Source organism: Nocardia glycosmidis (genome assembly GCF_052545115.1).
This window is the reverse complement of sequence record NZ_JBQWRH010000008.1, coordinates 149,329-170,719: the sequence shown is the minus strand read 5'-3', so window position 1 is coordinate 170,719 and position 21,391 is coordinate 149,329. Positions and strand designations below refer to the sequence as shown.

Genomic DNA, 21,391 nt, shown 5'->3' with positions numbered 1-21,391 from the left:
CAGCGACTACGCTTGCAGACTTGTGGAACCCGTCTACCGGACCGTCATCGGGCTGGCCCGTACCGTCTTCTTCCTCGAAGGTCTGAAGTTCACCGTCACGGGCGATGAACATATCCCCGCGCGGGGTGGCGCCGTGCTGGCGGTGAACCACACCGGCTACATGGACTTCACCTACGCGGGCCTACCGGTGCGCACCCCCAAGCGTTACGTCAGGTTCATGGCCAAGAAGGAAGTCTTCGACGACAAGATCTCCGGCCCGATCATGCGGGCCCTCAAACATATTCCGGTGGATCGTTCGGCGGGGGCCGAGTCGTACCAGGCCGCGGTGGAGTATCTGCGCCGCGGAGAACTGGTCGGGGTGTATCCCGAGGCGACCATCAGCCGCAGCTTCGAGATCAAGGAATTGAAATCGGGCGCGGCGCGCATGGCAATCGAGGCACAGGTGCCGATCATCCCGATCGTCATCTGGGGTGCGCAGCGGGTGTGGACCAAGGGGTTCCCGAAGCGGCTCGGCCGCACCAACACGCCTATTTCGATCGCGGTCGGCGAACCGATCCAGCCTTTCGAACCCGCAGCCGAACTCACCGCCCAGCTGCGCTCGACGATGCAGGACATGCTGCTCGACGTGCAGAAGGACTATCCGCACGAGCCCGGTGCGTACTGGGTTCCGGCCCGGCTCGGCGGCGGTGCTCCTACCCTGGAGGAGGCGGATGCGTTGGATGCCGCCGAGGCGGAAGCGAAGGCCGCGCGTAGAAGTGCGGCGGGGCAGTAACGGGAGATCGGATGGCGCGGGAACCGGTGTACGACCTTCTCGCCGGCCTGGCCCGAACCATTTTCCTGGCGCAGGGCTTGCGCATCGACATCGAAGGCCAACAGCGCATCCCCCGTTCCGGTGGGGCGGTGCTCGCCGTCAACCACACGGCGTATCTGGACTTCATGGAGGTCGGGCTGGTCGGGCGCAAGTCCGGCCGCAACGTCCGATTCATGATGAAAGCCGAACTCGAACACGGCATCATCGGTTTCCTGATGAAGCACTGCAAGGCGATCGGTGTCGATCGCACCGCGGGCGCCGAATCGTATGCCCGCGCGGTGACGGCGCTGCGCGAGGGCGAACTGGTCGTGGTTTACCCGGAGGCGACCATCAGCCGCAGTTTCGAGCTGAAGGAATTCAAGTCCGGCGCGGCCCGCATGTCCATTGAAGCCGATGTGCCGATCGTTCCCCTTGTCATCTGGGGTGCGCACCGCGTCTGGACCAAAGACATCCCGAAACAGCTGGGCCGCCACAACTTCCCGATCAATATCCGGATCGGCGCGCCGATCCCGCCCGCCGAACCGCCGGACGCGCTCAGCGCAACCCTTCGTGCCCACATGAGTGAACTGCTGGAAAACGCTCAGCGGAACTACCGAATGCCGGAGCGGGCTCGCTGGGTTCCCGTTCGGCTCGGCGGCAGCGCTCCCACTCTCGAGCAGGCGGCGGTTCTGGAACGCGAGGAAATGGCAAGACGCCGAGCCAAGGCCGCCGGTCGTGCTCCGCACCAGGCATAGCGGCCGTGGTCGCTCGTCACGGTGACCACCCTCCGCGGCTGAACCTCTCCCGTTTCGGATTCGCTTGCGCGGGTACTCCTGCCGATGGCGTGATGCGCAGGCATTGCTACGAAGACCTCCTGGCGTATGCCCGGACGGGACGACACTCCGGGTGCCGTCCCGTCCGGTGTCATCGTTAGCGTGCCGCTGAGCGGAAGCTGCGCAGCCGCAGGCTGTTGCTGACCACGAAGACCGATGAGAACGCCATCGCCGCGCCCGCGAGCATCGGATTCAGCAGGCCCGCCATGGCCAGTGGGATCGCGGCCACGTTGTAGGCGAACGCCCAGAACAGATTGCCCTTGATGGTCGTGAGCGTTCGGCGCGAGAGGCGGATCGCGTCCGCCGCTGCCCGCAGGTCGCCGCGCACCAGGGTCAGATCGCTCGCCTCGATGGCGACGTCGGTGCCGGTGCCCATGGCCAAGCCCAGGTCGGCCTGGGCCAGCGCGGCGGCGTCGTTCACGCCGTCGCCCACCATGGCGACCACCTTGCCCTCGGCTTGCAACCGCTTGACGGCCGCCACCTTGTCTTGCGGCAGTACCTCGGCGATCACGTCATCGATGCCGACCTGCGTGGCGATCGCCGCGGCGGCGGCCTGGTTGTCGCCGGTGAGCATGATCGGGGCGAGGCCCAGCGCGCGAAGCTGGGAAATCGCTTCGGCGGAAGTCGGTTTCACCGCATCGGCGACCACCAGCACGCCACGCGCCGTGCCGTCCCAGCCCACCGCGACGGCGGTCTTGCCCTCGGCCTCGGCCGCGCGCATCGCGTGCGTCAGGTCGTCGTCCAGGTGCAGCGACCAGTCGGCGAGCAGGCGGGCCCGGCCGACTACCACGGCGTGACCGTCCACCACTCCCTGCACGCCCAGTCCCTCGACGTTCGCGAAGTCTTCGACGGGCTTCAACTCGCCGACCCGCTCGCGGGCGCCCTTGGCGACGGCCTGCGCGATCGGGTGTTCGGACGAATCCTCCAGTGCTCCAGCAAGTGCCAAAATCCGCCCGGCCTGCTCGCCTGCGGCGGGGATGACGTCGAGCAGGGTCATCCGGCCGGCGGTGACGGTGCCGGTCTTGTCCAGCACCACGGTGTCCACCCGCCGAGTCGATTCCAGCACCTCGGGGCCTTTGATCAAGATGCCCAGCTGGGCGCCGCGTCCGGTGCCGACCATCAGCGCGGTCGGCGTGGCCAGCCCGAGCGCGCAGGGGCAGGCGATGATCAGCACCGCCACGGCGGCGGTGAACGCGGCCGCCACGGAACCGCCGGTGCCGAGCCAGAATCCGAGCGTCGCGACCGACAGCGCGATCACGATCGGCACGAAGATGCCGGAGATCCGGTCGGCCAGCCGCTGGGCCTTGGCCTTGCCGGTCTGCGCGTCTTCGACCAGCTTCGCCATCTGGGCCAGCTGGGTGTCGGAACCGATCCGGGTGGCGCGCACGACGATCCGGCCGCCGACGTTCACGGTCGCGCCGACCACGGCATCCTCGGGACCGACCTCTACCGGCACCGACTCGCCGGTGAGCATCGCGGCGTCGACGGCCGAGGAGCCCTCCACCACGATGCCGTCGGTAGCGATCTTCTCGCCTGGGCGCACGACGAAACGATCACCGACGGTCAGCTGTTCCACCGGAATCCGCTGCTCGACCTCGCTGTATCCGCTGCGGTGTGCCCCGGGTTCTCCGTTGTCGCGCGCGCGCCCTCCCGCGGTCGGGTCGCTCGCACGAGGCACCAGCACCGAGACCTCTTTCGCGCCCAGTTCGAGCAGGGCCCGCAATGCCGCACCCGCGCGCCGCTTGGCCCGAGCCTCGAAGAAGCGCCCGGCCAGGATGAAGGTGGTGACCCCCGCCGCGGCCTCCAGGTAGATATTGCCGGTGCCGTCCATCCGGGAAATGGTGAACTCGAACGGGTGGGTCATTCCCGGGGTGCCCGCCGTGCCCCAGAACAGCGCGTACACCGACCAGCCCAGGGCCGCGAGCGTTCCCGTCGAGATCAAGGTGTCCATGGTCGCGGTGCCGTGGCGCAGGTTTGTCCACGCCGCACGGTGGAACGGCAGCGCGCCCCACACGACGACCGGCGCGGCGAGGGTCAGCGAAAGCCACTGCCAATTGGTGAACTGCAGGGCCGGGATCATCGCCATGGCGACCACCGGCAGCGACAGCACCAGCGAGACCAGCAGGCGGGTGCGCAACGCGGCGGCCGGATCGTCCTCGGCGGTCGCGATCTCCGGCGGCTTCGGCGGGGCGGGCAGTGCCGCGGTGTAACCGGCCTGCTCGACGGTGGCGATCAGATCGTCGGGCGAGACGTCGCCGGCGACCTCGACCCGGGCCTTCTCGGTGGCGTAGTTCACCGTCGCGGTGACGCCGTCGAGCTTGTTCAGCTTCTTTTCGATGCGAGCGGCGCAGGACGCGCAGGTCATGCCACCGATCACCAGCTCGACCTGCCGGGCGGGCGATGGTTGCGTCGCGGTGGTCATCGTGGGTGCTCCGTTCTGCGCGGGCGGTGGATCGACGAGTCAGTGGCTGTGTCCGCCCGGCGCCGGCTGCTGCATACCAGTGTGTTCGGTGTGCGTGGCGGTGCCTGCGGAGGGGGTGCCTTGGGCGGGGATGCTCGGGGGGACGGACAGGGTGAACTCGGCGGTGCGGACCACGCCCTCGTGCTGGAAGTCGAGGAACAGGCGGTAGTCGCCCGCGCTCGGCGCCGTGAGGGCAAAGGTGATGCCCGGTCCAGCCGGGGTCACGCCGTCGCCGGGGTGACCCTCCGGGTGGACGTGCAGGTAACCGAGGTCGGTGGCGCGCAGGGCCACCAGGTGACCGTAGGCGCCGAGGTAGGGCTGGAGGTCGTCGACCGGCTTGCCGCCGCGGCGAACCGACAGGGTTACCGTCGACGGTTGACCAGGGACGACGACACCGTCCAGCGTCACGCTGTAATCGCCGACTGTGGCGGTGTTGGTCGCGGGCGGGAGTTGTTGCGGTTCGTAGTTACCTGGCACCCGCAGATCCGCGCCCAAAGTCAGGTTGTCGCCAGCGTCCGGGATGAAATCGGCGAACACGCGATAGTCGCCGGCGCGGGTGAGGTCGATGGGGACGCTCCAGGTTCCGTCTGCGCCCAGCGCCGGGTGCACGTGCTGGAAGGCGGCCATGTCGCGGCGCACGACGATCAGGTGCAGATCCTTGTCGTGGTTGCGTACGTAGCGGGTGACGGCCACCCCGTTCTGGTCCAAGATGCGGAAACGCAGCGGTGTACTCGGCGTCGCCGGGGCCTGGGAATTCTCCAAGCGGAGGGTGTATCCGCGCTCGGTTGCCAGCATTCCCGCGGGTAGGGCTTCCGAATGGGCCGCGCCCTGCTCGGTGGGGCCGTCATGTTTTCCCGAGTTGTGTGCGGCGGGCTCGGGACCGATGACCGCGCCGGTTGCCAGCGCGATCCCGAAGACCGCCGCGAGGCCGAGGGCGAAACCGCCGAGCTTGATGGATGCGTTCATCGATGTGCTCCGTTCGGTACTCGAGCGGCGACCGGGTAGGCCGCTGGAACCACCGCGCCGGAGGGTTCGGTGGGCTCTACGGTCACCCGGCTGTCGGCGAGACCGGCGGCGGCGGAGTCGACGTCGCAGACTCCGCCGAGCTCGTCCGGGACCGAGGTGGCGCGACGGCCGCGGGTCGTATCGGTGGCGGGGGTGCTCATGGTCGATCTCCTCTTCGGGTTGCCCTACACGATTCTTACCATACCCCCCTAGGGTATTAGTCCGTCAAGGGTGGTGCGGGACACAGGAAAAAAAATCCGCTCCACGATGTGCCGAACCTGGGGTCGGGATCGTCCGGCCGAGTGGGTAGGCGATGGCGGGAGTCGAAGCGGCGTGAGCCTCGGCCGATACCGGGTGCCGACGCGCGATGGTTGCCGAACTCCGGACTGCGGCGGCCGGATCAGGCCGAGTGCAGGTTGCGGGCGGTCGGGGAGGTTTCGGTGGTGGCCGGGTCAGGGTGGGTGCCGAAGAGCCGATCGGCGGTGCCGGAGGTGGTGACCGTGAACCAGTAGTGCTCGTTCTTGTAATGATGGTGGCGGTGGTTGCGCCAGATGGCGCGGTAGAGCGAGCCTTTCGGCTTGTAGTCGGTGTGGATCAGATAGTGCGTCCACTCGTAGCCGAGACCGAGCAGGGTGATGGTGATCAGGAAGGTCAGGCCGAGGCCCAGGCGCGGGAAGGTGAATCCGGCCAGGGCGATCAGCGCGACGATCAGCACGCAGAGCGTCCTCGTCGGAATGAAGATCAGCGGAATGTTGCGCGGGTCCACATGGTGCTCGCGGTGTTTGCGCGCGAGTTCGCTGTCGAGACGGATCGGGCCGACCCGCCGCGGCCGCCAGTGCAACACCGTGACGTGCACGATCCACTCGAAAACCGGGAAAACCGCCAGCATCGCCGCGGGCACCAGCAGGTCGGTCGGCTGCCAGTCGCCGCCGACGACCCGGCCGATCGACGCGCCCACCAGCGTGGTCGCGATCATCCACGGCGAAGGATGCCGGAGGAATTCGCGCAACGCTTGGCCGAGGGATAGTTCACGGCGCAATGCCCGCTTGTCCCGGCGCGCTTCGGCGCGTGCCTCCGTGTCGGCCGTATTCGGTTCGAATGCCTCGGATTTCGTCATGGGTGTTCCTGGGGTGTGCGTGCTCAGGGCCCGCCGATGGCCTCGAGCAAAGCGGTGGTTGCCGGTTCGAGCAGCGCCCGAGCGGTAGTGGCGGCCTTCTGTGGCCTGCCCGCCACTATGGCGGCGGCCAGTTCGCGGTATGCCTCGACGTTGCCCACCTCGGCGGACATGGCCGGGGACAGCGCCGCGAGCGCCGGTTCGTAGGCGGCGCGCAACATGTTGAACATCAGCCGGAACATGATGGAATCGGCCGTGTCGACGACGTGATCCCAGAACTCCAGCGCATGCCGCTGCCGAGCGATCGGATCCTGTTCGGCGGCAAGCGCTTCGATGGACGCGTCGAGCAGCGCGCGGGCCGCGTCGGTGCCGGTCGCGCCGACGCGGCGTGCGGCCAGTTCCGCCGCCTTCGGCCCGTTGTGCAGCCGCGTCTCCAGTATGCTGCGCGCCACCGCGGGGTCCAGTTCCCCGGCTTGCACCAGCAGCCTGGGTAGAATCTCGAGCCCGGCTCCGCGCCGATAGTCCAGCACGGTGGTCGCGTCGCCCTGACGCACGGACACCAACCCGGCCGCCGCGAGCCGTTGCAGCGCTTCCCGTACCGCGGGCCGCGACACCCCCAGGGCCTGCGCCAACTGCCGCTCGCTGGGCAGCGTCGCTCCAGGGGCCAGATCCCCACTGAGCACGTCCGCCGCGATCTGCTCGAACACGTCCGCCGATACCGATCGCTTGACTACAGGTCGCAACGCCATGGCTCTACCGTGCGCTTAGTTGGTCAGGAGGTCAAGTGGTCAGACCAGTTGTCCGAGGGTGTATTACGGTTCGGGCGTATTATTAATGCGAGCAATTCATAATATGGGAGGTGTCGTGGCGACTACGGTAGAGATTCCGGACGAGGTCCTTGCCGAGGCCATGCGGCTCACCGGCCTCACCACCAAGAAGGCCGTCATCAACCTCGCCATGTCGGAACTGGTGCAGGGGTATCGACAGCGTGCGGCTCTGTCCCGGTTGCAGCGAGTGGATCACAACCCCTTCCTGACCGAGGAAGAACTCGCTGACGTCATGGCGGCAGACCCCCGGTGACACTGTCGAGCGATCGGCCCCACTACCTGCTCGATCAATCGGTGATGTCCCACTACTGGGCCGAGCCAATGGTGCAGCGCAAGATCGACCAACTCGCGGTCGGCGGCGTCCTCGGTGCGTGCGTGGTGACTATGGACGAAGCGCGGTTCAGCGCACGCAACACCCGGGATCTGAAGTTCATCACGGAGTTGTACGGCTCGGTGTTCCGGTGGCTGGAATTCGATGACGAAGCCGAGAAGCACGTCGAGCGGATCAGGTCTGTCCTCTGGAGGATCGGCGCGGGACGCGGAGCGCAAACCACAGACGTGCACATCGCCGCCGTCGCGCTGCGGCACGACGCGACGGTCGTGCACAACGACACGGATTTCGTCACTATCCAGCGCGCGGTTCCGGAGCTGAAACAGCTACGGATTTTGCCCAACGAGGAGACCGAGTAACCCACCAGCGGTACCAGAAAGAGGGGCGGGAACTGTCCGAAGCCGCCGGATGGACCTGGAGTGTTCGGATCTCAGGTGGGGTCGGAGCCGCGGATGGCGGACAGCCAGGTGGTGATCGCGGCGGCGATGGTGGTGGCGGCGAGGAAAGCGGGAAGGCCGCCACCGTCGATGTAGACCCACAGCAGAGCCGCGAAGGGGGCGGCGACGATGGATTGAGCGTCGAGCAGGAGGCGGCGGCGCAGCCGAATGGCCGCCGCTGTATGGGCGCAGGCGTCATTATCCGGGCGGCTGGGGTTGTCGATCAAGCGCCCAGGCGGCTCGGCCTCGCGGATGCGGCCGCAAGGATAGAGGCGTCGTCCGGCGATGTGGATTGTGCGATCGCTGCACTCCACCTCCGTTTCGGTCAGGCTCACCAGCACCGGGTCGAAGTAGACCGGAAGCCAGCGCGGGCGCCCCGCACCGCCGAGCTGCAACCAGGAACGACTGGTCAGCCGGTGCTGTTGGCGCACCCGGGTGACGCGGACGGTTCCCGGCGAACTCGAACGCCGTAACCGCACCAGCCCGACTGCAACGGCGAGCCGATACCCCGTATACCCGACGACACCAAGCACGACCGCCGCGATCGCCGCGACCTGATCCAGCGTGCCGAACGGCGCCCACGCAGCACAAACCGCGAGGGCGCCGATCGTCACCGTGAGCGGATAGGCCAGCGGGTGGCCCGATCCGGGGCTCACTTCAGGAAGCCGACTTTCGTGTAGTCCAGCGAGGCGAGTCCGGCAGCGCCGTAGTTCGCCAAGTCGGCGCGCACCCCGACATTGCCCGCGGACTGCATCAGCGGTAGCGAATGGCCTTCCTCGAATACTTTGCGATCGACCTGGTTCGCCAGCTCGATCGCCTTCGCGGGGTCGAGTTCCGAGACCGTCTGCTCGATCAGCGCATTCAGTTCCGGCGAGCCGATCCGGCCGTAGTTGCCCTGCAGGTCGCCCGGGTTGTAGCCGTAGATCTGGTTGAGGCTGCCGAGCGGGAACGGGTCACCCACCCAGGTCCACTGCGCTACATCGAAGTTGCCCGGCTGGATCACATCGGTGAAGTAGCCCTTGCCGGGCTTGGTCTCGATATTCAGCTTGACGCCCACGGCGGCGAGGTTCTGCTGGATGATCTGCGCGATCTGCACCCAGGTGTCGTCCTGATACATGACGTCACGGATCTCCAGTTTGCGGCCATCCTTCTCGCGGACGTCGCCTACCAGCTTCCAGCCCAGGTCATCGAGTTCCTTGGCGGTGGCGGCCGGATCGAAGCCGAGGCTGTTGTCCTGGTATCCCTTCTGCCCCTGGATGAAGACGTGGTTGTTGAGCGGTTTCGGGTTCTCCACCAGGCCGTGCTGAATAGCCGTGACGATGCCCTGCCGGTCGATCGCCTTCGAGATCGCCACGCGCAGCTTCTGGTCGGCGAGGATGGAACCCGGTGCGCCGTTGAACGTGAAGTGGTTCCAGCTGTTTCCCGGCGCCCGGCGGATGGCGATGCCCGAGGTGTTCTTCGCGGTCCTCAGTTCATCCCGGGTACCAAGGCCGACCGCGTCGATCTCGTTGTTCTGCAACGCGGGCAATTGGGCGGAGGAATCGAGCACGCTGAAGGTGATCGTGTCGAGCTTCGGGGTGTCGCCCCACCACTTGGGATTGCGGCCCAGCACGATCCGTCCCTGCGCCCGGTCGGTGGACTGCACGAGGAACGGTCCCGCGGTCAACGCGATGCCGTCGACGAGGCTCTTGTTGAACGCCTCGGGGGTCGCGGTGACGGACTTGGGGAACAGGAAGGTGTTGCCCGCGAACTGCCCGCGCCATTCGGCGTAGGGCTTGTTGAACGTGATGATCGCCTGCCGGTCGTCGACGCCGCGTTCGACCTTCTCGACGCGATCGAACCCGTTGTTGATGGCGATCAGGAAGGCCTTGTTCGCGCCGCTGAGCGCGTTGGCCTGGGACTGGATGTCTTCCCACGTGATCGGGGTGCCGTCGGACCAGACGGCCTTGGGATTGATCGTGTAGGTGACCTGCTGCGGAGTGGTATTGGTCAGTTGGACGTCGGTGAAGTAATCGGGGTTGATCGAAAGCTCGCCCGCCGCGTTCGTCCGGAACGCGCGTGGCATCATCGGCCGTTCGATCCCGCCGGTCTCGGCGTCGTTCCCGTCGTTGGACAGCGAGTTCCAGTTCGCGGGAAACGCGGAGATCGCCAAGCGCAGGTTGCCGCCGTCGCGTAGCTCGCTGACATCGTGCGGGTTGATGTCGTTGGTGGTGCCGAGCTCGGCGGACGAACCCGCGGCCGCCCCCTCGTTGTCCGAACTACACCCGGAGGCCACCAAACCGATCGCGACCGCGGCGATCGCCAGCCGTGTCGTCAGTGCACGAATCCGCATGGTTCGCTCCTTCCCGCAGCGCTGCTGCGTGTCTGCTTCAGGAAACCAATCTTGGTGTAGTTGTATGAGGCGAGTCCGGGGACCCGCGGATTTGATGTCGCTTGTGGTGCCGATAACGTCGGACAGCCACCGCCCGATTCGGCGCCGTCCGCGCTGAACCCCCGCGACCGCGAGTCCGAACGCGACGACCGGAACCGACCGGCGCGGCCGGGTGCAGCCTCGAGCGATCGGATCCGCATCGCGCCTCATCCTTCCTAACGGCTCACGGCCGGCACTGGAACAGCATCGATCAGCGCGCGTGTGTACTCGTGCGTCGGCGCCGCGAAAATCTGCTCGGCGGACCCGTATTCCACGATCTTGCCGCGATACATGACCGCGATGTGATGGGCCAGGTTGCGCACGACCGAGAGGTCGTGGGAGACGAACAGATAGGACAGTCCGCGCTCGGCTTGCAGATCGCGCAGCAGGTTCAGCACACCGGCTTGGATCGAGACGTCCAGTGAGGATACCGGCTCGTCCAGCACGAGCAGTTCCGGATCCAGCGCGAGCGCGCGGGCGATGCTGATGCGCTGCTTCTGGCCGCCGGAGAAGTCGCCGGGGTAGCGGTCGGCGTGTTCCGGGCGCAGCCCGACCTGCTCGAGCAACTCCGGGACTCGGCGGGCGATCTCGGCCCGCGGCCGTCCGTCGATGCGCAGCGGCTCGGCGAGGGCGTCGAAGATCGGTAGGCGCGGGTCCAGCGACGCGGTGGGATCCTGGAAGACGATCTGCATCTTCCGCCGGATCTCCCGCCTGCGCGACTTTCGCAGCGTCGCGACGTCGCTGCCCATGATCTCGATGGTGCCCGCCTGGGGGCGAATCAGGTCGAGGATCTGCGTGAGGGTGGTGGACTTCCCCGAGCCGGACTCGCCGACCAGCGCCAAGGTGCGCCCGGCTCGCACCTCGAAGCTGATGCCGTCGACCGCCCTGATCTCGCCCTTGCGGCGGCGGATCACCACACCGGAGGTGATCGGGAAGACCTTCACCAGATCGGAGACCCGCAGCACCACCTGTGTTTCCACGTCGGGTTCGGACTCCGGTTCGGAGATCTCGCTGCGGTAAGCCTCGAACAGCGTGTCCGTGCCGACCTCGGCGGTGCGGATGCAGGCGGCGGAGTGCCCCGGCTCGGTCATCTCCAGCGGCGGTTCGGCAGCCGCGCATTCCGCGATCGCTACCGGGCAGCGCGGCGCGAACGAGCAGCCCGGCGGCAGCGCGTGCATGGCGGGCGGCGCGCCGACGATCGGGATGAGCGGACGGCGCGCAGGGCCGTCCATGCGCGGAATCGAACCGAGCAGGCCCACGGTGTACGGCATCCGCGGCGCGTTGAACAACTCCGCGGCGGTCGCCGTCTCGACGATCCGGCCCGCGTACATCACCGCGACACGGTCGGCCAGCGTGGCGGCGATGCCCATGTCGTGGGTGATCATGATGACGCCCGCACCGGTGATATCGCGCGCCTTGCGCAACAGGTTGAGGATCTGCTTCTGCACCGTCACATCCAGTGCGGTGGTCGGCTCGTCGCAGATGATCAGTGCCGGATCGTTCGCGATCGCCATCGCGATGACCACGCGCTGACGCTGGCCGCCGGAGAATTCGTGCGGAAACGCCTTGGCCCGCACCTCCGGGTCGGGAATGCCGACCAGGTCGAGCAATTCCACCGCTCGTTCGGCGGCCTCGGACCTGCTCATCTTGCCGTGCGCCAGTAGGGCTTCCGCGATCTGGTCGCCCACCCGGTAGACCGGAGTGAGCGCGGACAGCGGGTCCTGGAACACCATGCTGATGGAACTGCCACGCAGCTGGGACAATTGCCGGTCGCCGAGTCCGAGCAGTTCGCGGCCGCGGAACCGGATGGAGCCGGTGATCCGCGCCTGCTCCGGCAGCAGCCCCATCACCGCCAACGACGACACCGACTTGCCCGAACCGGATTCGCCGACGATGGCCAGCACTTCACCGTCGGACACCGTGTAGGTGACGCCGCGGACCGCTTCGATCCGGCCCTCCTCGCTGGGGAAGCTGACGCGCAGGTCGGTGATCTCCAGCAGCGGTGTGGTCGACTGGGTCATGCTGTGCCCTTTCTCGCATGACCGGGGCCCTGCGTGGTGACGCGTACTGCCGCCTGCGGACCTCGACCGGTCATGCGCGTGCCCTTTCTCGCATGACCGGGGCCCTGCGTGGTGATGCGAACTCGACCGGTCATGCGCGCGCCTTCTTCTTCGACCGCGCCCGCTTGGCGCCGGGATCGAACGCGTCGCGCAGTCCGTCGCCGACCAGGTTCGCGCACAGTACGGTAGTGATCAACAGACCACCTGCGAACAGGAACAGCCACGGGTAGGTCAGCGCCGACTTGGTGCCGGTCGCGATCAGCGAGCCGAGCGACACGTCCGGGGGCTGCACGCCGAATCCCAAGAAGCTCAGCCCGGTTTCGGCCATGATCGCCGAGCCGACGGTGAGCGTGGTGTCGATGATCAAGATCGAGGCGATGTTCGGGATGATATGGCTGAGGATCACCGTGCGGGTGGGCGCGCCCATATACCGCGCGGCGCGCACGAATTCGCGATCTCGCAAGCTCAGCGTCAGGCCGCGCACGATCCGGGCGGAGATCATCCAACCGAAGCAGGACAGCAGGATGATCAGCAGCAGAATGGATCCGCTGCCCTTGGTTCGCGGCGCGAACAGCGCGATGATGATGAAGCTCGGGACCACCAGCAACAGGTCGACCAGCCACATGATCGCGCGATCGGTCCAGCCGCCGAGCAGCCCGGCCAGTGAACCCGCGGTCGCCGCGATCGTGGTGGACATCAGCGCGACGCACAGGCCGATGATCAAGGATTTCTGCAAACCGCGCAGGGTCTGCGCGAGCACGTCCTGGCCGATCTGCGTGGTGCCGAAGGGGTGCTCGAGGCTTGGTGGCTGCAGCAGCGCGGTGTAATCCAGCTGCTGGTAGTCGTACGGCAGTACCGGCGGGAGCGCGAAGCTGACTACGAACAGCAAGATCAGGACAATGCCGCCGGCGACGGCCGGTTTGTTGCGCAGGAAGCGACGCAGGACCAGCTTACGTCGTCCCGTCGCGGTGACCGCGGGAGCGCCTTGGACGATGATCTCGGCTTCAGTCATGCTGCCCCCATGGTGGATTCGCGGGCCCTACGTGGTTACGCGGGCCGCCGCCTACGGTCCGGTCGCTCATCCCACACGCACCCTGGGGTCGAGAATCGCGTACACGATGTCGGAGAGCAGACCGGACACCAGCACGACCAAGCCGGCGAACGCCGTCACCGTCACCACCACGTATAGATCCTGGGCATTGATCGAGTCGACCAGCCACTCGCCGACACCGTGCCAGCCGAAGATCTTCTCGGTGAAGGTCGCGCCCGTGATCAGAGCGCCGAGGCTGTAGGCGAACAGCGTCGCCATCGGGATCAGCGCGGTGCGCAGGCCGTGTTTGTAGAGCGCTTTGCTGCGGGTGAGGCCCTTGGCGCGAGCGGTGCGAATGAAATCGCTCTGGAGCACGTCGAGCATGGCGTTGCGCTGGTAGCGGCTGTAGCCCGCCATGGCGCCGAGAGCCAGCGTGGCTGTGGGCAGGATCAAGTGCTGGACGCGGTCGAGCAGCTGCGGCCCGAAGCCGTCGATCGCGTTCGCCGACGTCTCGCCGGTATAGAGGAAGATCTGCTGGCCGGTGAGCGAATTGATCTCCAGCGCACCGTACTTCAGCAATGTCGCGAGCAAGAACACCGGCGTGCTCAAGACCAGCAGCGACACCACCGTGGTGAAATAGTCGCTGAACTTGTATTGCCGAATCGCCCCCGCCGCGCCGATCAGAACCCCGAGCACGGTACCGACCAGTGAGCCGACCAGCAGCAGCCGCAGACTCACCAATACCCGGCGCGGCAGTTCCTCGCTGACCGGCTGGCCGGCCAGCGTGGTACCGAAATCACCCTGCGGGATGCCCTTCAGCCAGCTGATATAGCGCTGCGGGATCGGCTCGTTGAGATGCAACTGCTCGGCCTTGGCATCGATCACTGCTTGCGGTGGGCGCGGGTTACGTTGTTCGAGACTGTCCAGCGGCCGGAACGTCAGGGACGCCAGGCTGAACGTCAGAAACGAAGCCAGCAGCAACAGCACGACATAGTTGAGCGCGCGTCGTAGCAGGAAGCCGGTCATCAGTCCTCTGGTCTTTCGGCTGGCGAGCCAGCGTCGGTATTAGCCCCCGATCATAAGGACGTCTTCGCCGCCGCGCGTGCCACGAGACGTTCGGGCATGTCCGATCCCGATCCGGCTATGGGCCCGGCGGCGGTCCGGGGCTGTCCGGCAGGATGGACGAGGTGAGTCCCTTGCACCTGCCCAAGCCGAAGATGGTCGCTACCGATGTCGACGGCACGCTCATCGATCCGGACGAGCGGGTCACCGCGCGGACCAAGGCGGCGGTGGGTGCGCTGATCGCCGATGGTGTGCCGTTTGTGCTCGCCACAGGTCGTCCGCCGCGTTGGGTCGCGCCGGTGGTCGAGGGACTGGGGTATGCGCCGCTGTGCGTGTGCGGCAACGGCGCGGTGATCTACGACAGCGCCGCCGATCGGGTGCTGGCCAGCATGACATTGGACGTGCCGACGCTGGCCTGGCTCGCCGATGTCGCCGAGCGGGCGCTGCCCGGCTGCGGTTTGGCCGCGGAACGCGTGGGCGAGAAGGCGCACGACGCGGTGACGCCACAATTCGTCAGCTCACCCCAGTACGAGCATGCCTGGCTCAATCCGGACGACACTTCGGTTGCCCGTGCGGAGGTCATCGACGCACCGGCGATCAAGATGCTCATCCGGCTGCCCGGCGCGCGCAGCTCAGATATGCGCACGGTGCTCGCTCCGCTGATCGGGGAGCGCGCCGACATCACTTACTCGACCGAACACGGCCTCATCGAACTGTCCGCACCTGGCGTCACCAAAGCGTCGGGTCTCACGGTGGTCGCCCAGCGTCTGGCCGTGGACGTGGCCACCATCGTCGCCTTCGGCGATATGCCCAACGACGTCCCGATGCTCACCATGGCCGGTCTCGGCGTCGCGATGCGCAATGCCCACCCCGAAGCCCTCGCCGCCGCCGACGAAGTCGCCGAATCGAACTCCGACGACGGAGTCGCCCGCGTCCTCGAACGCTGGTGGGTGTGAGGGTCAGTGAGCTTGGTGCGGGATGAGGGAGCTGCGGTGGTGCTTGGGTGTCAGCTGTCGAGGGTGCCGATTGAGTGGATAGAGGTGCGGTGCCGTGGTGGTGCCTGGTGCGGTCGGCGCCGGATCGACTGTCCAGGGCAGCGGGGTCCAGCCTTCAGGTGATGAGATGGAGCGTGGTTCGCCATCAGGTAGGTGAGCCGCAGCGTAGTTGGTTTCCACGCGGGCAGGCGCTACAGCTGCGGGCGGGGGATCGGCGGGAGGGCCCGGTACCGGACTCTGGCTGTCGGATAGGGCCTGGTCAGTGGGTGCGGGGATGGTTTGGTCCGTGGGGCCGGCAGGTGCCGGGACGCCTTCGGCTACCGGGGCAGGCGCGGTTGGCGACTCCGGACCGGCCGGGGTTCGGGCGTCGGGAGCCGGGTTGATCGCAGACGGCGGAGCAGCGGGAGTGGCGCCTTCTGGGAATGGGACGCTCGCCGGAGCGGCGACGGGGCTTTTCCGGTTCAGTTCGTCCTGGTAGGTCTTCCACACGGTGGTCACGATGCCCGTGAGCTGATCGAGGATCAATGAGCCGTGCTGGAAGTCGGCGCGCAGGCCGTCCGGGACGGGATAGGCGTCGTGCAGCGGGAGCCCGAGGATGCCGGTGTCGGCGCCGAGTTGCAGGAAGCGGTCCCGGATGAGGCCCAGCACCTCGACGACCTGACCGCCGGGCACGGTGTAGACGTCGCCGTTGGTGAACTTCACGTGTTGCTGGCCCTGCGCGGCGGGCAGTACCTCCGATTGCGCGGCGCCGAGTGGTCCATCGGGTCCGCCCGACAGCGACCAGTGCCTGGCAATGAGGTTGTCCTGCACCATGTTCAGTAATTTGGTGGTCAGTGCGGCGAGGGCTGCCACGTCGATGCTGGGGGCGGGCGGGCTGTGGAATCCGCCGGAGCCACCCGGCGCGCCGGCGGCGATATCACGGATCCGGTCCATCAACGCGTATGCGGCATCGCCGGGACAGTCGGTGTGGCCGACGTCGCGGTGCGCGAAGACGACCGGCAACCGCACGGCCTCGCCCTTGGCATACGGGGTGAACGACGTCCCCTCGGAATACATCGTGGTGAAGCCTTTGGGGTCCAGTCCGGCGATCCGGCTGCGCCAGCCTATGAAAGCGCCGATCGCGTCGATGGACTCCTTGGTCGGTGCGATGGATTCGTAGTCACCCATCAGCGCCACACCCGCGGTGTTCTCGTTGAACCCGCCGGCGTGCGCGCCCTGCACCGGCCGGTCGAGGCCGCCGAAGCGTCCTTCGAAAATTTGGCCGTACTTGTCGACCAGCGCGTTGTACCCGATGTCGCACCAGCCCAATGTTTTCGCGTGATAGGTGTAGATCGAGCGGACGATTCCGGCCGATTCGGACTTGCTGTAGTCGTTACGACCGGCGGTGTGGTGCACGGTGACACCGCCGAGGCCGTCGTCGTACGTCGGGTCTTCGCAGCGAATCGATTCATCCGCGCCCCACTGGGCCCGGGTGATGACGTTCGGTCCACCGCCGGGCAGCGGCGTCGCCACGCTGTGCAGTGAACCGTCGATGTCGCCCCGGCCGGGATCGATGAGCACGGCGGTCAGATCGGGGGGCTGCTCGGCGCCATCGTCGGACTGGAATTGGGTCGGCTCCTCCGGGCGGGGGCCGGTGTGTTGGGCGGGGTCCGCATCGGGCACGGCCTCCTGGGCCGGATCGGGCACAGTCTCCTGGGCCGGATCGGCGGAGGACGGCTCGGTCTGCTGGACCGGATCATCCGCGATCGCCACGGGCCGCTCTACCGGCGCCGCGGCTCGGCTGCGCGTGACCAGCACCTGTACCGCGTTCGTGTTGCCGACGTAGATCGGCTCGGTGCCGTCGATCGCGCCTGGGCCGGAGCGGTCGGTGCGGTGGGTCTCGACAGGTTCGGTGTCGTACCAGGGCCCCCAGGTGCCGTCGGGTTGCCGGGCTCGGATGGTGGCTCTGGTGTTCGTCAGCTCCTTGGCGGTCAGCGCGACCATGCTGAACAGGGTGTCGCGCGCGAGTTCTTTCACCTGCGCCCCCACTCGCGTCATCAGTTCGGGGGTCACGGCGCCGGGCGACAGCGCGGGCGTGTCGGGCGTGGTGCCGGGCTGCAGTCGCGCGGGATCCGCGATGAAGCGCACGCTTCCCGGGCTGCTCGAGGCTTTCGCCGGAGCGGGAGAACTCGGGCTGTCGGATGCCCGGCCGGAATCCGTTCCGGGTATCGGTATTTCTTCGGGGAGCTGCCCGCCGGGTGGGAGCGGTAGCCCGCCCGGCACCGGGATGGATTCCGGAATCGGCAGCATGCGCAGGTCGGAAAGGCGCAGATCGGGCAGGTTCAATCCGGTTAGTTCGCGCAGTGGTAGCACGATGTCCGGTGCTCTGGTTAGCGCGACTTCGGCGAGTTGCGCCGTCACCGCGGGGTCGCTGTCGGTGGCGGTCCGGTAGTCGGTCGAAGCGCTGCGGGTGATCGTTGCGAGCGGCGCCGCCACCACGAGGGCGGTGACAACCGGGAGCACGTAGGAATGTTTCGGTGTGCCGTACCGCACGAGCGTCTCCAATCAGGTCGAACCGGTGATCTCGAGCAATTCGGGGTTGCTACCTGATGTATCAACAATCACATTGACCACAATTGTCACGTGTCTAAACCTCTAGTTGAGAATTATGATTGCTTGAATGTAGCTCTCGGATTGCGACGGGCGGGGGACGACATGCCGACCGGTGTCGAATCGACCGGTCCCCGGAAACCATGGGAGTGCAGGGATGCACCGGAATGCAGGAGCGCTGAGCACGGCGAAATGCGCGGTGCGAACTATCCGCCGTGCCCGACCCCGGACAGGCCGGAATCGACGAGCGGTCATCCGGTCGCCGCTGCGCGCAGTGTTAACCGGCGTTGCCGCACTGTTGTCCGGCGTTGCCGTAATGGTCACCGGCGGCGTGTTCGTGCTGACGGATGGACCGGCCGACACGCCGTACCGCACCGTGGCCGGGCCGGGACACGGGCGCGGCATGAGTCAGGTCGGCGCGTTCGAGAGCGCACAGGACGGGTGGGTCGCCGAACGCATTCTCGCGCACTACTACCCCGGCGCAGTGCTCGCCACCGTCGCGCCAACCGCGATCCGGGTCCGTCTCATGGGGCGGGACGACTCGTCCCTGGACGTCTTCGCCGACGCTGGTTCGCGGGTAGCGGGCCGCGACGTGGCGCCCGGTCAAGTCGCGCATCTGACGCCGCTGCCGGGCGGCGGAGCGAACGTCGTCGTGACGGTCGGTTGCGACGGCGAGGTGCTGTGGCAGGCGGCGACCGACGATCCGTGGATCCGCCCGATCGACGGCCGCCCGAATCGTCCCGCAGCCGAACATCTCACCCTGTGCGGGGGACCCGCGTATCGCGGCGCGCTCGGCGTCGCCATCGAGAACGGGGCAATCCGCACGGTCAACCAGGTGGACGTCGAGGATTATCTGCTCGGCGTGGTCCCGGCCGAGGTGCAGGCCAACTGGGCGGACAGCGGCGCGGCCGAGGCGCTACGGGCGCAGGCGATCGCGGCGCGCTCGTACGCACTCGCCGAGCAGCGCTATCCGTACGCCCAGACCTGCGACACCACCGACTGCCAGGAGTATCCCGGCACGACGAAGGAAGATCCCCGGGCGGCCGCCGCAGTCGCCGCCACCGCGGGCACCGTGTTGCTGCGCGACGGACGCATCCTCCGCACGGAATACTCCGCCGCGCCCGACAGTGGAGAACCCGTGGACATCCGCACTTTCGACGTCGGCCCCGCCCCGGGCGAACTGCTCGCCACCGCCCCGCCGGAGGACCCGCGCAAACAGCGGTCTGGCACCGAATCGGCGATCGATGCCGAGTACCGCCGGATCGGTGGCTCGACCAGTACTCTCGGCACGCCGCTCGGCCCAGAGATGATCCTGCCGCAGCACGCGGGCACCTACCGGCTCTACACCAAGGGCGTCATCATCGCGACGCCGACGCTCGGGGCGCAGGTGGTCGACTTCACGCGGTTGTTGCAGTTGGTGCCGAACCCCGCTGGGGCGCAGCCGATTCCGTCCACGGCACCCGCGACTGGTCTGCCTCCGGCTCGTAACGCGCCCAGCGCCGATGCTTTGCTTCCGTCCGGTGGTGTGGCTCCGTCTGGTGGTGCGCTTCCGTCGGGTGGTGTGGCCGGACCTGACAGTGCGCACTCGCCGACAGTCGCGGCTGCCCCCGCTGCATCCGCCCCTGCTACATCCGCGCCATCGGTGGGCGCGGTTGCGGGCACTGAGCCCACGCCCTTCGCAGGCGCGACTCCATCTGGGGCTGCGGCGCCGGCCGGTTCGGTTCCATCTGCTGTGTTGCCGCGTGCCGAATAGCGGGCCGTTCACCGACTCCGGCTGGGCGAGGCCAGGGGTTTGTCGTTGCGGATGAGTTGCTCGGGCACAGATGCGGCGAGATCACTCTGATGGTGCGTCGCCGAGTGACTCGGCCAAGCTGCGCAGCAGGTCCGCCAGCTGTTCGCGGGACGAAAGGTCCAGTGCCGCAAGCATTCGCTGTAAGTTGCCCATGTGCCGGGGCAGTATGTCGTCGATGAGTGCGCGGCCCTTCTCGGTCAGCCGGACCCGGACTGCTCGGCGATCTTCGGGGCAGGCCCGGCGCTCGACCAGCCCTTTGGCCGCCAGCCGGTCGATGCGGTTGGTGATCGCGCCGGAGGTGACCATGGTGGCCTTCAGAAGCGCGCCCGCGGTGAGTCCGTCGGCGCCGCCGGAACGGCGCAGCGCGGACAGCACGTCGAATTCCCAGACTTCCAAGCCGAATTCGCTGAAGAAGCGCTTGAGATCCTGGTCCACCAGCCGCGCCAGCCGCTGGATCCGGGCGATTACGAGCATCGGCGCGACGTCGACCTCCGGCCGCTCCCGATGCCAGTGGGCCGCGAAGAGGTCCACTGCGTCCGACATCACACTCCTCTCGATGGAAAGAATCTCAATGCTAATCTATTCGCCGCAAGAAATATCTTAACGTTGAGAATATCAATGAGGAGGGCAGATGACGACACGCACCGCCCGGTCGGCCGACAGCCGGGTCGCGGGCACCTTGGCGCTCACCGCGCTCACCCCGGTCGTCTGGGGCTCGACCTACGCTGTCACCACCGAATTCCTGCCGCCGGACCGTCCGTTGTTCACCGCACTCATGCGTGCGCTGCCCGCGGGGCTGGCATTGCTCGCCCTCACCCGGGTTCTGCCCCACGGTAGGTGGATCGGCCGCGTCGCGTGCCTCGCGATCCTCAATATCGGTGCGTTTTTCCCGCTGCTGTTCCTCGCGGCCTATCGCCTGCCGGGGGGCGTCGCGGCGGTGCTCTCCGCCGTCGCTCCGGTCTTCGCGCTCGTCATCGCGGCTGTCGCGCTGGGCGATAAGCCTGGTGGCCGCGCTCTGCTCGGCGGCGTGGCGGGTGTAGTCGGTGTCGCGCTCGTCGTGCTGCGTGCCAACGCGCAACTCGATACCGTCGGTGTGCTCGCCGGTCTCGGGGCCGCGGCTTCGATGGCCGCGGGCACCGTGCTGAGCAAGAAATGGGGCCGCCCCGATGGCGTCGGCCCGCTGGCCATGACCGGCTGGCAGCTCACCGCGGGTGGCCTGTTCATCGCGCCCTTGGCACTGCTCATCGAGGGTGCTCCGCCCGCGCTGGACGCCGAAGCCGTCGGCGGCTACCTGTATCTCGGCGTAATCGGGACGGCGGTGGCCTACTGGCTCTGGTTCCGCGGCATCGCCCGGGCGTCCGCGACCTCGGTGGTTTTCCTCGGATTGCTCAGCCCGGTATCCGCGGCGGTGATCGGGTGGGTGGTGCTCGGGCAGGCGCTCACCGCGCTGCAGGTGCTCGGCGTGGCAATCGCGCTGGGTGGGACCCTGCTGGGGCAGAAGACGGCTGCTCCGAAGGTCACGGGCAGTCCCGACACGTCGCCCGTCGTGGCCGCGTCCGTTCCCGTGCCGCGCTGAAGGCGGCGTTCTCGGCCTGGAATCTCGGCCTGGTCAGGGCTTGACCTTGTCGTAACGTCAACTTGCATGCTGGTTGCAC

General features: G+C 67.5%; 19 protein-coding genes. 7 read left to right on the top strand and 12 right to left on the bottom strand.

Going from position 1 to position 21,391, the window contains the following annotated elements; genetic code table 11:
• The first annotated feature begins 22 nt into the window (after positions 1-22).
• The gene (locus ACT86A_RS12810) at positions 23-772 is read left to right on the top strand and encodes a lysophospholipid acyltransferase family protein (protein WP_445092297.1); all 750 of its coding nucleotides are present in this window, start codon (positions 23-25) and stop codon (positions 770-772) included.
• Positions 773-783: 11 nt separating this feature from the next.
• The gene (locus ACT86A_RS12805) at positions 784-1,545 is read left to right on the top strand and encodes a lysophospholipid acyltransferase family protein (RefSeq protein ID WP_445092296.1); all 762 of its coding nucleotides are present in this window, start codon (positions 784-786) and stop codon (positions 1,543-1,545) included.
• Positions 1,546-1,720: 175 nt separating this feature from the next.
• On the opposite strand, the gene ACT86A_RS12800 is transcribed toward ACT86A_RS12805, so the two are convergent.
• From ACT86A_RS12800 to ACT86A_RS12780, 5 genes are all read right to left on the bottom strand, one after another.
• On the bottom strand, positions 1,721-4,045 hold the full coding sequence (locus ACT86A_RS12800; RefSeq protein WP_445092295.1) for a heavy metal translocating P-type ATPase: 2,325 nt from the start codon (positions 4,043-4,045) through the stop codon (positions 1,721-1,723).
• 39 nt (positions 4,046-4,084) lie between these two features.
• Positions 4,085-5,050, bottom strand: a complete 966-nt coding sequence (locus ACT86A_RS12795; protein ID WP_445092294.1) for a DUF8832 domain-containing protein — start codon at positions 5,048-5,050, stop codon at positions 4,085-4,087.
• Entirely contained in the window at positions 5,047-5,250 is a 204-nt protein-coding gene (locus ACT86A_RS12790; protein WP_445092293.1) for a hypothetical protein, read from the bottom strand. Before ACT86A_RS12790 ends, ACT86A_RS12795 begins: the two co-directional genes overlap by 4 nt.
• A 239-nt stretch (positions 5,251-5,489) precedes the next feature.
• Positions 5,490-6,206 carry a sterol desaturase family protein gene (locus tag ACT86A_RS12785; RefSeq protein ID WP_445092292.1) on the bottom strand — a complete coding sequence of 239 codons (717 nt, stop codon included), beginning with the start codon at positions 6,204-6,206 and terminating at the stop codon, positions 5,490-5,492.
• A gap of 23 nt (positions 6,207-6,229) precedes the next feature.
• Positions 6,230-6,952, bottom strand: coding sequence for a FadR/GntR family transcriptional regulator (locus ACT86A_RS12780; protein ID WP_445092291.1), 723 nt, complete (start codon positions 6,950-6,952; stop codon positions 6,230-6,232).
• Between the two features lie 115 nt (positions 6,953-7,067).
• Between ACT86A_RS12780 and ACT86A_RS12775 the strand changes: the two genes are divergently transcribed.
• Positions 7,068-7,283 carry a type II toxin-antitoxin system VapB family antitoxin gene (locus ACT86A_RS12775; RefSeq protein WP_445092290.1) on the top strand — a complete coding sequence of 72 codons (216 nt, stop codon included), beginning with the start codon at positions 7,068-7,070 and terminating at the stop codon, positions 7,281-7,283.
• Entirely contained in the window at positions 7,280-7,720 is a 441-nt protein-coding gene (locus ACT86A_RS12770; RefSeq protein ID WP_445092289.1) for a type II toxin-antitoxin system VapC family toxin, read from the top strand. Before ACT86A_RS12775 ends, ACT86A_RS12770 begins: the two co-directional genes overlap by 4 nt.
• Positions 7,721-7,791: 71 nt before the next feature.
• Here the strand turns inward: ACT86A_RS12770 and ACT86A_RS12765 are convergent, their stop codons facing one another.
• The 5 genes from ACT86A_RS12765 to ACT86A_RS12745 form a co-directional block, all read right to left on the bottom strand.
• Positions 7,792-8,454, bottom strand: coding sequence for a hypothetical protein (locus ACT86A_RS12765; protein ID WP_445092288.1), 663 nt, complete (start codon positions 8,452-8,454; stop codon positions 7,792-7,794).
• Entirely contained in the window at positions 8,451-10,130 is a 1,680-nt protein-coding gene (locus tag ACT86A_RS12760) for an ABC transporter family substrate-binding protein (protein ID WP_445092287.1), read from the bottom strand. Before ACT86A_RS12760 ends, ACT86A_RS12765 begins: the two co-directional genes overlap by 4 nt.
• A 254-nt stretch (positions 10,131-10,384) precedes the next feature.
• Positions 10,385-12,229 carry an ABC transporter ATP-binding protein gene (locus tag ACT86A_RS12755; RefSeq protein WP_445092286.1) on the bottom strand — a complete coding sequence of 615 codons (1,845 nt, stop codon included), beginning with the start codon at positions 12,227-12,229 and terminating at the stop codon, positions 10,385-10,387.
• A gap of 130 nt (positions 12,230-12,359) precedes the next feature.
• Complete coding sequence (locus tag ACT86A_RS12750; protein ID WP_445092285.1) at positions 12,360-13,280, bottom strand: ABC transporter permease; 921 nt, start codon at positions 13,278-13,280, stop codon at positions 12,360-12,362.
• Between the two features lie 66 nt (positions 13,281-13,346).
• Positions 13,347-14,324, bottom strand: coding sequence for an ABC transporter permease (locus ACT86A_RS12745; protein WP_445092284.1), 978 nt, complete (start codon positions 14,322-14,324; stop codon positions 13,347-13,349).
• A gap of 191 nt (positions 14,325-14,515) precedes the next feature.
• Here ACT86A_RS12745 and ACT86A_RS12740 point away from each other — a divergent pair, with 191 nt between their 5' ends.
• Positions 14,516-15,316, top strand: coding sequence for an HAD family hydrolase (locus tag ACT86A_RS12740; protein WP_445092389.1), 801 nt, complete (start codon positions 14,516-14,518; stop codon positions 15,314-15,316).
• A 3-nt stretch (positions 15,317-15,319) separates the two neighbouring features.
• Here ACT86A_RS12740 and ACT86A_RS12735 read toward each other — a convergent pair whose 3' ends face one another.
• Entirely contained in the window at positions 15,320-17,857 is a 2,538-nt protein-coding gene (locus tag ACT86A_RS12735; RefSeq protein ID WP_445092283.1) for an N-acetylmuramoyl-L-alanine amidase, read from the bottom strand.
• Positions 17,858-18,218: 361 nt separating this feature from the next.
• Here ACT86A_RS12735 and ACT86A_RS12730 point away from each other — a divergent pair, with 361 nt between their 5' ends.
• Positions 18,219-19,697: an LGFP repeat-containing protein gene (locus tag ACT86A_RS12730; RefSeq protein ID WP_445092282.1), complete on the top strand. Its 1,479-nt coding sequence runs from the start codon at positions 18,219-18,221 to the stop codon at positions 19,695-19,697.
• 81 nt (positions 19,698-19,778) lie between these two features.
• Here the strand turns inward: ACT86A_RS12730 and ACT86A_RS12725 are convergent, their stop codons facing one another.
• Complete coding sequence (locus tag ACT86A_RS12725) at positions 19,779-20,279, bottom strand: MarR family winged helix-turn-helix transcriptional regulator (RefSeq protein ID WP_445092281.1); 501 nt, start codon at positions 20,277-20,279, stop codon at positions 19,779-19,781.
• Positions 20,280-20,367: 88 nt separating this feature from the next.
• Between ACT86A_RS12725 and ACT86A_RS12720 the strand changes: the two genes are divergently transcribed.
• Positions 20,368-21,312 carry an EamA family transporter gene (locus ACT86A_RS12720; protein ID WP_445092280.1) on the top strand — a complete coding sequence of 315 codons (945 nt, stop codon included), beginning with the start codon at positions 20,368-20,370 and terminating at the stop codon, positions 21,310-21,312.
• Positions 21,313-21,391 lie beyond the last annotated feature (79 nt).

Excerpts from the sequence above, each read along its gene's own strand:
- ACT86A_RS12720 (WP_445092280.1), top strand. The coding sequence starts at position 20,368 with ATGACGACACGCACCGCCCGGTCGGCCGACAGCCGGGTCGCGGGCACC.
- ACT86A_RS12790 (WP_445092293.1), bottom strand. The coding sequence starts at position 5,250 with ATGAGCACCCCCGCCACCGATACGACCCGCGGCCGTCGCGCCACCTCG.
- ACT86A_RS12740 (WP_445092389.1), top strand. The coding sequence starts at position 14,516 with ATGGTCGCTACCGATGTCGACGGCACGCTCATCGATCCGGACGAGCGG.
- ACT86A_RS12785 (WP_445092292.1), bottom strand. The coding sequence starts at position 6,206 with ATGACGAAATCCGAGGCATTCGAACCGAATACGGCCGACACGGAGGCA.
- ACT86A_RS12795 (WP_445092294.1), bottom strand. The coding sequence starts at position 5,050 with ATGAACGCATCCATCAAGCTCGGCGGTTTCGCCCTCGGCCTCGCGGCG.
- ACT86A_RS12745 (WP_445092284.1), bottom strand. The coding sequence starts at position 14,324 with ATGACCGGCTTCCTGCTACGACGCGCGCTCAACTATGTCGTGCTGTTG.
- ACT86A_RS12755 (WP_445092286.1), bottom strand. The coding sequence starts at position 12,229 with ATGACCCAGTCGACCACACCGCTGCTGGAGATCACCGACCTGCGCGTC.
- ACT86A_RS12760 (WP_445092287.1), bottom strand. The coding sequence starts at position 10,130 with ATGCGGATTCGTGCACTGACGACACGGCTGGCGATCGCCGCGGTCGCG.
- ACT86A_RS12725 (WP_445092281.1), bottom strand. The coding sequence starts at position 20,279 with ATGTCGGACGCAGTGGACCTCTTCGCGGCCCACTGGCATCGGGAGCGG.
- ACT86A_RS12780 (WP_445092291.1), bottom strand. The coding sequence starts at position 6,952 with ATGGCGTTGCGACCTGTAGTCAAGCGATCGGTATCGGCGGACGTGTTC.
- ACT86A_RS12800 (WP_445092295.1), bottom strand. The coding sequence starts at position 4,045 with ATGACCACCGCGACGCAACCATCGCCCGCCCGGCAGGTCGAGCTGGTG.
- ACT86A_RS12750 (WP_445092285.1), bottom strand. The coding sequence starts at position 13,280 with ATGACTGAAGCCGAGATCATCGTCCAAGGCGCTCCCGCGGTCACCGCG.
- ACT86A_RS12805 (WP_445092296.1), top strand. The coding sequence starts at position 784 with ATGGCGCGGGAACCGGTGTACGACCTTCTCGCCGGCCTGGCCCGAACC.